At 39.5% G+C, this 14,430-nt stretch carries 7 protein-coding genes; 2 read left to right on the forward strand and 5 right to left on the reverse strand.

From position 1 onward, the window contains the following. Nucleotides 1–1,494 (reverse strand): tryptophan halogenase family protein, encoded by a 1,494-nt coding sequence (locus CWB62_RS02890; RefSeq protein WP_138530080.1) that lies wholly within the window; start codon nt 1,492–1,494, stop codon nt 1–3. 144 nt (nt 1,495–1,638) lie between these two features. Next, a complete protein-coding gene (locus CWB62_RS02895; protein WP_058404449.1) occupies nt 1,639–4,431 on the reverse strand; it encodes a TonB-dependent receptor in 2,793 nt (930 codons plus the stop codon). A 660-nt stretch (nt 4,432–5,091) separates the two neighbouring features. On the opposite strand from CWB62_RS02895, the gene CWB62_RS02900 reads away from it, so the two are divergent. Beyond that, nucleotides 5,092–6,714 carry an alpha-glucosidase family protein gene (locus CWB62_RS02900; RefSeq protein ID WP_058404448.1) on the forward strand — a complete coding sequence of 541 codons (1,623 nt, stop codon included), beginning with the start codon at nt 5,092–5,094 and terminating at the stop codon, nt 6,712–6,714. Nucleotides 6,715–6,782: 68 nt separating this feature from the next. On the opposite strand, the gene CWB62_RS02905 is transcribed toward CWB62_RS02900, so the two are convergent. Continuing rightward, entirely contained in the window at nt 6,783–7,337 is a 555-nt protein-coding gene (locus CWB62_RS02905; protein WP_058404447.1) for a TIGR00645 family protein, read from the reverse strand. A gap of 228 nt (nt 7,338–7,565) precedes the next feature. On the opposite strand from CWB62_RS02905, the gene CWB62_RS02910 reads away from it, so the two are divergent. Then, nucleotides 7,566–7,808 (forward strand): hypothetical protein, encoded by a 243-nt coding sequence (locus tag CWB62_RS02910; RefSeq protein ID WP_138530078.1) that lies wholly within the window; start codon nt 7,566–7,568, stop codon nt 7,806–7,808. A 158-nt stretch (nt 7,809–7,966) separates the two neighbouring features. Here the strand turns inward: CWB62_RS02910 and topA are convergent, their stop codons facing one another. Both topA and CWB62_RS02920 read right to left on the reverse strand, forming a co-directional pair. Next, nucleotides 7,967–10,669 carry a type I DNA topoisomerase gene (gene topA / locus CWB62_RS02915; protein ID WP_138530076.1) on the reverse strand — a complete coding sequence of 901 codons (2,703 nt, stop codon included), beginning with the start codon at nt 10,667–10,669 and terminating at the stop codon, nt 7,967–7,969. 245 nt (nt 10,670–10,914) lie between these two features. Further along, nucleotides 10,915–14,265, reverse strand: a complete 3,351-nt coding sequence (locus CWB62_RS02920) for an autotransporter outer membrane beta-barrel domain-containing protein (RefSeq protein ID WP_138530074.1) — start codon at nt 14,263–14,265, stop codon at nt 10,915–10,917. Between the last annotated feature and the right edge of the window lie 165 nt (nt 14,266–14,430).

Here is a 14,430-nt window from a genome sequence, read left to right on the forward strand (position 1 = left end):
TTAAACCCTTTTTATATTGGCTAAAAATTCTTTATGGGTGGGTAATTGTTCTACCGTTGAATTAATCAGTGTTTTTAATGTAGAGAATAAATCGTTTAGTTGTTCACTACTTAGTGAGTCAACAATGCTGTTGTAATCATCGGGAATAAGGCCTTGCCCAATGCATACCTGCTGCCAAGCCACTTCTGCAAATAGCTCGTCGCTTTCTCGAACCACCTTGCCTGTTTGCCTAAATAAATCCATTTTATGAGCTAACGATTGAGGAATATCCATTTGCTTACACTGGCGCCAAAATGGAGTATCTTCTCGTTCGGTTAACTTGTAGTGCAAAATAATGAAGTCGCGAATATGCTCTATTTCAGTCACACTTTGCTTATTAAATTCAGTAACAAGCGCATCACTAACGCCATTGTGAGGAAATAACTTAATTAAACGTATAACCGCACTTTGAATTAAATGAATACTAGTGGACTCCAGCGGTTCTAAAAAACCACTAGAAAGGCCCACTGCTACGACGTTTTTATGCCATTGCTTTAAACGTCGTCCAGTTTTAAATTTTATTAAACGAGGGGATGTAGTCGGTTCACCCGGTAAGTTGTTGAGTAAAAGCGCGATAGCTGACTCGTCAGATAAATAGCGGCTGCAATAAACCAACCCATTACCTGTTCTATTTTGCAAAGGTATTTGCCACTGCCAACCTGCGTTATGTGCAATAGAACGTGTATAAGGCCTTAATTCATCACTTCCTGTTGATTGCACTGCTACGGCGCTATCGCATGGTAAATAATGCGACCAATCAACAAAGCCTGTATTAAGTGTTTGCTCAATTAAAAGTGCACGTTGCCCCGTACAATCTATAAATAAATCACCCTCAATTTGGCTATTATTATCAAGCGTTAGACTGTTAATTTGGCCTGTGTTAGGGCATTGCGTAATATGGTCAATTTTTGCATCAATGTGTTTTACACCGCGTGATGACGCCAATTTTTTTAAGTACTCAGCATATAGAGTCGCATCAAAATGAAAAGCGTAGCTAAGCCTAGGCAGTTGTGTATTTGGAATAGATTTAAGTGGTGCAAATTTGTGCTTTTTAGCGGCTTGGTAATTAAGTGAAAAATCCCATAACGAATCTTCACTGCCACTTATTTGCCCTTTTACCCAAAAGTTATAAAAATCACAAAAGGGAAAATCTTTACCAAACGAGCCAAATGCATGCATGTAACTGTGAGATGGTGTTTTCCAGTTTTCGAACTCGATGCCAAGTTTTATAGAAGCATTGGTGGCGTTTATAAAGTCTTGTTCATTAATACCCAACGCATTGTTAAGCTGAATAATAGGCGGAATGGTCGCTTCACCGACGCCTATTGTGCCAATGCTACTGGACTCTATAAGCGTGATGTTAATTACTTTACCTAACACTTTATTAAGTAGCGCTGCGGCTATCCAACCAGCGGTTCCACCACCCGCAATAACAACGTTTTTTATTGGTTTCATAGTATTGCCCACGTGTTAATACCAACTCAACATAGCACTTAATGGTTTGATTGGTATAAATCATATTTTGATAAAATTTAGATAAAGTAGCTATAAAAAAGCCCTTGTAAAACAAATTACAAGGGCTCCTACACACAACCTTAATTATAGCTTGTAGCTAAAGCCTAACAAGTAAGTACGACCGTAATCTTGGTAATCGCGAACTTGTAGCGCGTTATCGCCAGAAAGCGATGTAAACGGCTCTTCTGTTAAGTTTTGCACTTGGAACTGAATTGATAAACCCTCAAGACTTTCAACACCGGCTTCAGAGAAGTCATACCCAGCTTGTACATCCCAAATTGTTTCGCCGATAATATTCACTTGCTCTGTATTAAAGCCTAAACCGTATACATCACCTTTGAAGTCACTTCGCTTACGCATGCTGGTACGCAATTGAATACCATGCATCTCGTAGTAAACCGTTAAACTTTGAATTTTATCTGAAAGACCCGGAAGTTCGTACTCATTGCCATTTCCATCTTCAATATCAGATTCAATACCTGTATGGCTTGCAATTAAACCAAAGCCTTCAAGTGACGGGTGGAAGATTTTAAATGGTAGCGCTAGTGATAACTCGTAACCGTATAGGTCACCGCCGCCGCCATTGACTTTACCACTACCTGTGCCCTCTGAAGTTGCAGGAATTTCTCCATTAGATGGATCTGCAACACCCGACATATCAATTGCGTAAGTACCGTCAAAAATCCACTGTGTTAAATCTTTATAAAAGAATGCAGCAGAGAAGTAACCTTCATCACTGAAGTAGTTTTCATAAGATAAATCGTAACCGGTTGCCTCTTTTGGCTCTAAATTAGGGTTACCACCCGATACAGACCAAAAGTTACCGTTTTCATCCGGTGTATCATTATATGATGCATTAACAGAGGCGTTCATTACATCGATGCGCGCCCGTGAGATTGTTTTAGCTGCGCCAAAACGTACTGTTTGTTGCTCATCAATCGCAAGTGATAAATTTAAGCTTGGTAAAACGTGAGAATAATCGTGACCAATATCTGTAGGTGAAGTAATGACTAAGCCAGTATTATTATCCACACCAAAAGCATTACCTTGAGACGATTGATCTGTATGAACGTAACGTACACCCACATTACCCGTTAATGGAAGACCATTTACTTCTGCATTGATATTAGCTTGTACAAATGCTGATGTGATTTCTTCTTTTACTGTCCATGATTTAGTAGCATGACTAGAGCTAGTTAAGCTTTCATCAAGTGTTTCATAGTAACCATCGTTAACTAAGCCATTTACATCGTAGGCAATCATGTCGCCCAGCCCAATAAAGTCTAAACCAACACTGCCTAAACGGTATTGCTCAGGCACACTAACCATACCTGGATTTTCAAGAGAAAAATCAGTCAAGGTTAAAAAGTAACCTTGCGAAAATTTAGACTTTTCACGTTCTTTATAACCTAAGCCAAATTCAATTGAGCTAAAATATTCGTTTTCTAATACTTTAGAGGCTGCTAGTTTAAGAGTTACAAGTTCATCTTCAATGGTAGGTGCGTTGATAAATCCATCTTGCGCTTGGTTTTCATACTCAGTACCCGTTAATCCATATGCATCGTTTAGTGCAGAGCTTGCGCCCCACGAAAGCGGACCACCTAATTGGATTAAATCATAATCGCTGTAATCTAAGTCATGTGAAAAAGTAGCGCCAGTATTGCCGCCATTAAAGGCATAGCCTAGGTTATCTGCAACACCGCGAGAATCACCACGCCCTGTACCTGAGTAGCTTTCTATACTCCAAATTTTACGGTCAACTTGCGAGTAACTTGCGTCAAACTCTACTGACCAAGAATCGTCAATATCGTATTTAGTATTAAAACCAAATGCAGTTAATTCAGCATCACGCTCTTGGTAATCATTACGTACTACTACTCGTTGGCCTTGTGTTACAGCACTTGTTATAAATCCACTTTCTGCATCTACTGTAGCACTGCTTGCATCAATACTACCTTGCCCCCAAGCGAAAGGAACTTCAATACCGCGTAAAATTTGCTCATCTGTAAAATCTACATACAACGCATCAAACGTCATATTTAGTTTATCCGTAGGAGCCGCTTCTAATACAAGCATAGCTGAGTCACGCTCAAGCGTTGAAGAACGTACGTAAGGCTTAGCGCCACCTAAAATAGAATATGACTGACCATCTTCAGCAGTAAACTCTGGGTAGCCCCATGAGTTCCAGCGCTTTTCTTGGTTTGGTGAACTCATTGTGTTTAGAGCAAACGCAACACCAATCGTGTCATCTGCAAATTGGTCAATGTATGAGAATGTACCACGGTAACCTTGATCATCACCGTCTGGATTAAGTTTACCAAAACCAGTTTGCTCAAGTTGGCCGTTAAACATGATTACACGTTGGCCTTTACTCAAAGGTCGAACTGTTTGCATGTTAATAACACCCGCAATACCATCAGCATCTAAACTAGCACTGGGTGTTTTATATACGGTTACACCGCTCATTATTTCTGATGGGTAAAGGTCAAACTCTACGCCACGGTTATCGCTAATAGATACCTGTTCACGGCCGTTAAATGTAGTACCACTTTCGTTTTCACCAAAACCACGAATTGATACTCTGCTTGCGCGACCGTCTAAACGCTGCGCTGTTAAACCAGGTAAACGTGCAATAGATTCAGCAATTGATGAGTCAGGTAGTTTACCTATATCTTCTGCAGAGATAGATTCTACAACCTGTGTAGAAAAGCGTTTTGTGTTGATAGATTCAACAACACTGCCACGAAAACCTTTAACTTCGATAACTTCCACGTCATCATTGTTTAATTGTTTTTCTTCAGCTGCAGTTGCTGCAAAACTAGTGATGCCAGCAGCAGCTAACGCCAGAGTTAATATACTTGGTTTGAACATAGACATGATGTTTTCCCGTTACCCATATTGTGATACCCGCTCAATTGTTTAGTGATAGTAAACCGAGGCGAGCTTATTTTGTTGTCAGGATGGATATTAACGCTTGGTTTATTTTATTAACAAGTTTATGCATACGTATTCAAGCCTTATAAAACCATTATAAATTAACATAAACTTCACATAACACTTGGTAACACACTGTTTTAAATGGTATTTATTGGTGCAACCAATTCCATCCAAATATTACAATTATGCAAAATAGCCTAATGATTTTAACGTGCTTTAACAGCCTGTAATTATTAAGAAATAAATTTTAACCATGCACCATAAGCTAAATTTAATTAATAGATATGAATGTGAAATTGGTAAGACCATTACATACAATCACTATTATAGTGCAATCCAGTAAAAATATGCACTGGCGAGGTGCTATGCCATGTTTCTTTTTTATTAAACGCAATTGGTAAACAGGTTTAATTTAGTTATAACGCTTAATTGACACTAAATATCTATTTTTTGAAGTAACTCAAACATGCTTATTTTTGTGCATACGTATGCAGTCTTTTTACAGTATCTCGGCCTTCACGTATGCTTTTTGAAAATAACGTGATTCATCATAATCACATATAAGAATTTAAAAAACTGTTTGGAATGACGGAGAAAAGCATGGCCCAAAAGCAGTGGTATAAAGGTGCGGTTATTTATCAAGTTTACCCGCGTAGCTTTCAAGATAGCAACAACGACGGTATTGGTGATTTAAGAGGAATAATTAATCGTATTGATTATATTAAGAGCTTAGGTGTTGATGCAATTTGGATTTCGCCATTTTTTAAATCTCCTATGAAAGATTTTGGTTACGATATTAGTGACTACCGTGATATTGATCCTTTATTTGGCAATTTAAACGACTTCGACGAGCTTATTGAGCAAGCACACGACCGCGATATTAAAATTATTATCGATCAGGTTTTAAGCCACACGTCAGATCAACATCAATGGTTTTTAGACAGCCGTGAAAACCAAAATAACGATAAAGCCGATTGGTATGTGTGGGCTGACTCTAAAGAAGACGGCACAGCACCAAATAACTGGTTGTCAATTTTTGGCGGCGGTGCGTGGCAATGGGAACCACGCAGAGGGCAATACTACCTTCATAACTTTTTAACTGAACAACCCGATTTAAATTTTCATAACCCAGATGTTAGAAAAGCAGTGCTAGATAACGTTGAGTTTTGGCTTAAAAAAGGTGTTGATGGTTTTAGACTCGATGCCATTAACTTTTGTTATCATGATGCGCAGCTTCGTGATAACCCTGCTAAACCAAAAGAAAAACGCCAAGGCCGTGGTTTCAGTGAAGACAACCCTTACGCATTTCAATACCACTACTACAATAATACCCAACCTGAAAATATTGAGTTTATGCAAGATATTCGTGCGTTACTTAATAAATACCCTGGCACTGTATCACTAGGTGAAATTTCGTCAGAGGACTCTTTAGCCACGATGGCAGAGTACACACAAGGCGGTGATAAGCTGCATATGGGTTATAGCTTTGAACTTTTAACTAACGATTATTCAAGTGAGTATATAAGAACAACGGTGCAAACCCTTGAAAAAGGGATGACAGAAGGCTGGCCATGTTGGGCATTTAGTAATCACGATGTTGAACGTGTAGCAAGCCGTTGGAGCCAAAATGGCGAAATTAATTCACAGCAATGTAAAATGCTCACCGCCCTACTCGCATCTTTACGCGGTAGTGTGTGTATGTACCAGGGTGAAGAATTAGGCTTAGGCGAAGCAAGCGTAGCCTTTGAAGATCTGCAAGACCCTTATGGAATAACCTTTTGGCCTAACTTTAAAGGCCGTGATGGTTGTAGAACGCCTATGCCATGGGATAATGCAAGTTTACAACATGCAGGCTTTAGCGAAACTAAGCCATGGCTGCCAGTAGACGAGCAGCATAAGCAGCAATCAGTAAAACAGCAAACTCTTGATAGTAATTCTATTTTAAATGCTTATCGTGAGTTTATGGCATGGCGAAAAACAAAGCCCGTGTTACTTGAAGGTGATATTGAATTTATTAACACACATGAGCCTGTTCTTGCTTTTTACAGAACATTCGAAAATGAAAAGATGTTATGTGTTTTTAATTTAAGTGGCGCTGAAGCAGCCTTATCGCTGCCAACTGTTATCTCTACAGAGTTTGGTGAGCTTAGTCATCACAAAGGCCACATAGAGAACGAGCAATTACTATTAGCGCCGTATGCATGCTATTACGCAACGTGCTAATTGATACTAACCACTAATTAGTGAAAACAAAAAGCCCATGTAATGACATGGGCTTTTTTGTAGGTAAATTAATGATTGTGGGTTTTACTATTAAGGTAGTCAGTAAATGCAAACAACACGCCCGACATCACAAAAGTAACGTGGATTATTACTTTCCAGAGTAGCTCGTCGTTTGAATGTGCCTCTGAATTTATAAACACTTTTAAGAGTTCAACAGCTGATATTGCAACAATTGCGCTGATCAGCTTCATTTTAAGCCCTGAAAACCCTACTTTGCCCATCCAAGATGGCTTATCTTCGTGATTATCTATGCCCAGCTTAGATACAAAATTTTCGTATCCACTGAAAATAATAATCAACAAAAGGCCTGCGAGTAACGCTGTATCAACTAGCGTCAATATACCTACCAGTAAATCTTGGTTTGATGCTGTAAAAGTAGCAATCCCCATTAAATACAGTTGCTTAAAAAATTTAATCAATAACAAAATAACCGCAAACAAAAGTCCAACAAAAAAAGGCGCTAGCAACCAACGTCCTTTAAAAATAAACGACTCCAATGCATGCTCTATTTTATTGGTTGATTGAATGCTTTTTTTAGGTGTATCGGGCGTGTTAGGTGTCATTTGTTATTCTATATATTAAAAAAGGCGACATTAACGTATTAATTAAGCTTATACAAATAATTATAAAAAACGGCCTATAAATAAACTTATCTTTACGATAAATATTTTTCGTTATCTTTTATTTAAAATTCGATTAAATTCAGCATACCAACAGAAGCGTTCTGCTTGGGCACGTTTGTTTTATAGCGACAATAACCGTTATGAAACCATTTTTTTAGGAATAAACGAATGAAAAAAGCATTACTTGCATCACTTACAGCGTCACTATTTGCAGTATATGCAACATACTCAGTAGCAGACGACACACCAGTACCATCAGCACAAATGGTAAAAGAGTACACTGAGATGTGCGTTAACTGGGCTAAAGACGACGATGTAATGAATGAAGACCTTTACGCGTATGTTTTAAATTGTGTAAATGATGAGCTTGAATCTGAAGGCTATCAAAAAGTAACGTCTGTAAAGATTTAACGCTGACTCAAAACTGTAATTTAAGATTAGCTATGCTTAGTTGATTGAACAGCCAAAAAGCCGTTGCGAACACAATTACTGAGCATAAAAAAACCGGAATAGACACAGGCTGTGCATTCCGGTTTTTTTATCGATAAAGTGTTACTACTTAGCTTTAGTTACTCTTCATCTTTTTTTGCTTTAGATTTTGCTTTAGCTGGAGCTTTTTTAGCAGCTGCTTTCTTTTTAGGTGCCGCTTTTTTCTTAGCTTCCTCTACCCATTTACCTGCTTCATAATGAGCGGTCCAACCAGTTGCTTTACCGTCAATTTCAGTCATAACATACTGCGCTTTGTTTTTACGGCTGTAGCGTACAACAGCAAGATTACCATCAGGATCTTTGGCTGGCGCGTCAGCTAAATAGTAAAATTTAGGGGATATACGGTCTCTAAAACGTTTTAACTCTTCAACCTTAGGGGCTCGAGTTTCACGCGATTTAGGGAATGTATTCGCAGCTAAAAATATACCCGCCGCACCATCACGTAATACAAAATAAGCTTCAGATTTTTCACATTCTAATTCAGGAATATGAACTGGATCTTCTTTAGGCGGAGCAGCTTCACCATTTTTTAGTAACTTACGTGTATTTTTACACTCTTCGTTATTACAGCCAAAGTACTTACCAAAACGTCCAGATTTAAGTTCCATGTCTGAGCCACATTTATCACACTCAATAATTGGACCGTCATAACCTTTAATCTTAAACGTGCCTTGCTCAACAATATGCCCTTTACATGCCGGATTGTTACCACATACATGTAACTTGCGGGTCTCATCAATTAAATACGAATCCATCGCTGTTTCACAAACGGGACAGCGCTTCATTTGCATTAATTTTTCTGTTTCTTCGTCTTCAACGTCAGCGGCTACCGCTTCATCGCCCGACACTAAATTCATAGTAGTTGTGCAACGTTCTTTAGGTGGTAGGTTATAACCCGTACACCCTAAAAACACCCCCGTTGATGCTGTTCGAATACCCATTTTACGGCTACATGTAGGGCACTCTATATCAGTTTCAACCATTTCATTAAGACGCATGCCACCTTGTTCTGGTTCGTCTTTTGCAATGGTTAATTGTGTTGAAAAGTCAGCGTAAAACTTATCAAGGACTTGCGTCCAAACACGTTCACCTTCAGCTATGTCATCTAAACGGCCTTCCATTTTTGCCGTGAAGTCGAAGTTCATTAAGTCGGTAAAATTTTCAACTAGACGGTCAGTAACAATCTCCCCCATTTTTTCAGCAAAGAAACGACGGTTTTCTACGCGTACATAGCCACGGTCTTGGATTGTAGAAATAATTGAGGCATATGTAGAAGGACGACCTATTCCTCGTTTTTCTAGCTCTTTAACTAAACTTGCTTCGCTAAAGCGCGCTGGCGGTTTAGTAAAGTGTTGCTTAGGAACAAGTTCGACAAGTGTCAATGTTTCGCCCATAGTAACAGCAGGAAGTGATTGATCTTCTTCGTTCTTTTTACGAACAGCGGGTTGTACTTTAGTCCAACCATCAAAACGAAGTACACGCCCTTTAGCTTTAAGTTGAAAATCATTAGCCGCAACAGTTAAGGTTGTTAAATCGTACTCTGCAGGCACCATTTGACACGCTACAAATTGACGCCATATTAACTCGTAAAGTTTTTTAGCATCGGCATCTACACCCTCTAGGTGTCCAGACAACACGGTAACGCTTGAAGGACGAATAGCTTCATGCGCTTCTTGGGCGTTTCCTTTTGAGCTGTAGTTAATTGGCTCTTTTGGTAAATACTTTGCACCAAATTGTTCTGTCACGTATTCACGACACATTTCAACCGCATCTTTCGATAAGTTAGTTGAATCGGTACGCATATAAGTAATATAACCACCTTCATACAATCGCTGGGCTAGCATCATGGTCTTTTTAACACCATAACCTAAACGTGTACTGGCGGCTTGTTGCATTGTTGATGTGATTAAAGGTGCACTTGGGCGACTTTTGCTTGGTTTTTCTTCAACGTTAACAACTTTGTATTCGGCATTCTCAAGGCTTTTTACTGCCTCTTTGATTTGTGCTTCGTTTACAGGCTTAAACGGCTTGTCTGCTTGTTTAGTGACTTCTAAACGTAATGCTGACTCAGTATTTGTAACATCTGCATGAATATCCCAAAACTCTTCTGGGATAAACGCTTTAATTTCACGCTCTCGTTCTACGAGTAATCGCACTGCAACTGACTGCACTCGCCCTGCCGATAATCCACGCGCTACTTTAGCCCATAAAAGCGGCGATACCATAAAGCCAACAACACGGTCTAAAAAACGACGTGTTTGCTGAGCAAATACCATGTCAGTATTTAGCTCACCTGGTGTTTCAAACGCTTGTTGGATGGCATTTTTAGTAATTTCGTTAAAAACAACGCGTTTGTATTTTTCTGGCTCACCACCGATGATTTCTTGAAGGTGCCAAGCAATTGCTTCCCCTTCTCTATCCAAATCCGTTGCGAGGTATATTTGGTCTGCTTTTTCTGCCAGCTTTTGTAATTCTTGAACAACCTTTTCTTTACCCGGTAAGATTTCGTAATGAGGCTGCCAGCCTTTTTCAGGATCAATCCCCATACGTGCAACTAAGTTAGTGTAATCTCGTTGCTGTTTATACGCTGCTTTCTCATCCGGTGGCATTTTACGCACTTCTGCTGGCGTTTTAGTTGCCGGCACTTTTGCTTTGCTCGAACCTGAGGTAGGTAAGTCTCGTACATGCCCAATACTGGACTTTACGATAAAGTCATTACCTAAGTATTTATTAATTGTTTTAGCCTTAGCAGGTGACTCTACAATTACTAGCGATTTGCCCATAGTTGCCTATTTCTAACCAAATATTGAAAATGTGTTTACCGCATTAGCGGTGCGAATATTTATAGGTATATCTACAAACACTAGTTGTTACAAGCTTTTAATACAAACTTTTCAGTATTTACTGAATAAACGAACAATTTTTGTTGCTAATTTAGACAAACTGGTGTTTTTAGAATAATTGCTGTGGAATATATAGAACACAAAGAAAAATGCCAACCTAAAGGTTGGCATTTTTTTTCAATAACTTAAACATCATCAAAAATAGTGATGCCTGTCGAAACGGTTTTACTAGCCCCTAATTGGTTTTCAAATTCAAACGTGATGGTTAAAACACCGCTTGTTTGGTCGTTACCGTCTGTCTCTCGCGAAATTAATACGTCCGAGTACATAGGCTTATCTGTATTGGTATTCGGTATTGTTTCACTATGACGAATGATAGAAAGATCGCCATTACTCGTCGTTAAAGATACCACTGTGTTTGCAGGTAATGGATTACCAAATTCATCTGTATAGTGAATACGCACAGCCATTGAAGTTAAACCAATGTCTACAGTGAGTGTTTCAGGGTCTGTTTCGTCAGGATCATTAGGATCGAAATCAGGATTAGCGATTTCGACATTATTAACTGATAAGTCGATAGCACCAACATCACAACGCTCAGATACATCCGACTCTTCTAATTCTACAAATGTTCTGTTACCAGAGACTGAACTTGAACAATCAGCGGGCACAAACACTTCAAATGGCGCTGGTAATGCATCCGTTTTAACAACAGAGAAACGTACGTAGGGTTCATCACCTGACATAACTAATTCAATGTTTTTACGAACCTCAACCAACTCGCGCGAACATTCACCGGCTGCATTTGCAGCTTCACTACATAATAAACCATTGTAAAGGCCGTCAGCGGCATCGTAAATTCCGTCATTGTCTAAATCACGCCACGTTTCGTTATGACCACCACGCGAGTTTAACTCTGAACAAGCATCTGTTACTGGATCGTAATCATCGCCGCGAGCATCGCTACAATCCGCTTTATCAAAGCTATTGTTTTCATTGTGGTCAATAAAGGCTTCAGGTAAATCATAACTTGCGTAGTATTCACCTATATCGAATAAGCCATTCGTGCGTTTTACGCCATCAGATGATTGTTCATCTACAAAGTTCTCTTGGCCTTTGGTAACTGCAAGCACACTTACACGCCCGCCCATTACTACGCCGTTTTCGTCATTTTTAGCGCGTGTAATACCATTAATACACGGTGCAGCTGCACCAAAGTATGGGTCACAGTTAATTTGGCCTGTTTTAGGGTTAATACCTTCAGTTGTCGACGCATTGCCATCAATTTCACCGATTCTGTTACCCCATTTGTAATCTTCAAATGGGCGGTCGCCTTGTGAGCGCCACGTGACGACACAAGTAGCGTCATTTGTTTTACATGTCTCTTCGTTACTTGACGAACCAACTACCCCAGCCTCTGAAAGAACCGTTGCCTCTACACCATCGCCGTTGTAATTATTAAACTGATCACCAAAAAATACAGTTAAATCAGTGATAATACCGTTGTAGTAAAGTGAATTAGTATTAAATGTAGTTGGGCTTAAATCAAAGCTGTTTTGATCAGTCACACCTGAAGCAAGCGTAAGCTGTGCAGAAACAGAGCTAATTTGTTCAGAAAGTGGGATTAAATTTAATGTACCTTCAGGGCAAATTTCATTGCCAGGATCAGTTTGACACAATTCAAAGTCATCAACCCAACACGTTAAATCATCACCTTCGGGCAGTGCTTTAACATCGTCTTTAGATACATAACACGCTTTAACAACTAAAGGCCCCGGTACAATGCCTGAGGTTACAGTCGTTTGAACTAGCCCTTCATTATCGGTATTGCCACTGGTAAGCGTTAAATTTGCAGCGCCCACTGAATCAGTTAATTTAAAATCTATTCGTTGCTGAGAAGACGCTATATTATCAGCGTCAACTAATTTAAACGTAACGATTGATTGCGTTGGTAAACCACCTTCACCCGGTGGTAATGCTATAAATGTCTCGCTTACATCTACAAATTGAATAGATTGTACTGCAGAGCTTTCTACTGGAATAACCGTTGATTCAGTAAAGTTTTGTCCGCCTGTTTCAACAGTAATTGTTACATCATCGTCAATGTTACAACCTGTTGCTCTGTAAGTTGCTGTAGCAATACCATTTGACGATTTTACGCTGTCATCAATAACAGACTCACCGGCAACTGCACAGGTAGAGCTAAATTCAACGTCAGTAGCCGTTAAATATAAGTTTCCGTTTTCGTCTGTAAGCGTTACTTCAATTACAGTACTACCACCTGCTTTAAGTGGTATTACACTCCCGTCATCATTGGTATTCAATCCGTTATCAACGCTAAGCGTTAAGTTTGCAATACCTACTGCAAAATTTAAAGATGCACTTTCATCTAGAGCTGTTGCCGTAACGGTTCCTGCCCCACCGGTATTACCTGGCTGAAGTTTTAACAGTGCAATACCAAAGTTATCAGTTAAAGCAGTACCCGAAGATGGCAGGATTGTACCCAAATTAGTTTCAATATTTACAAGCGCGTTTTTACTGCCTTCGCCACTTTGCTCGTTAGTGACCTCAACAAATAATTCACCCAATTCAGAAGATGAAATGCTGTTGGTTACAGTACAACCAGACGCTACAGATAACGGATCTAATTTAACATTGCTGCGGTTATCATCCCAATCCGCATTACAACCTGTAAGTAGTTTTATGGAAACTGAAAATTGCGCTTCATCTTGCGCAGCCCCATCACCCGATGAGTAAAAAACAGCTGTATTACTTACGTTTGTACCACTTGCAGGAGCATAACTAGCTACAACTTGGCCTGCACCTGTTGCTACACCACTACCTAATGTTACGCGTGCTTCACCCGAATCATCTGTGATTGCAGTGCCAAGCTCAGGCGTTATAACACCTGTAAAATTAGTGCCAAAGGAAATAAGCTTATCTGCAACTGCTACACCATCTGATTTTAGCGTTGCAACAACAACACCGGTGTTATCTGCCGTGACTGGGTTTGCACTGGTGAATTTTTCACCATTTTGATCAACAATTTTGACTTCTAATGTTGTTGAACCACTCACGCCAGTGTCGTCACCTTGACCACCCGTTGACTGAAATGCAAATGTGGCTGTATAAGTTTCATCATCGCCATTATATGTGGCAGTAACTTCACCAGCCCCCGCCTCTGAGCCTGCACTTAATTCGATTGTTGCTATACCATCATTTTGCGTCAGCGCTGAATCAGGGTTTAAGCCCCCAATATCATCGGCCAACGTGAACGTGATACGTTTGCCAGCAACAACAGCGCCATCATTGTCTTTTAGGGTTGCACGTAAATCTAACGACGCAGTATTTGTGACAGTATTTGATTGCGTTGCGTCTGCTTGAGAGAACCCTTGAAGCGTTAATGTATAGGTTGTTGTATCTGTGTCTGTATCAGTGCCACCAACTGTACCGCTTTTTTCAATTGATCCACCGCCACCACAGGCTGTGAGTAATAAACTGAGCAATGAAATGCCAAGTAGTCGCATTAAAGGCATGAACCTCTCCCTAGCGTTGTTATTATTAACAATATGTTGTTTACCTCATATTAACCTATAACTTAGTCTAAAATCACAGTTTTTTTATTACTTTTTTGTACAAAAATATTTCGTGTAAATACTAATTTTTTCTGTAGTAAATAATTTCTTACTGGTAGTCTATGG

The sequence above is a fragment of the Pseudoalteromonas sp. S408 genome (assembly GCF_005886645.1).
In the GTDB taxonomy this organism is placed as follows: domain Bacteria; phylum Pseudomonadota; class Gammaproteobacteria; order Enterobacterales; family Alteromonadaceae; genus Pseudoalteromonas.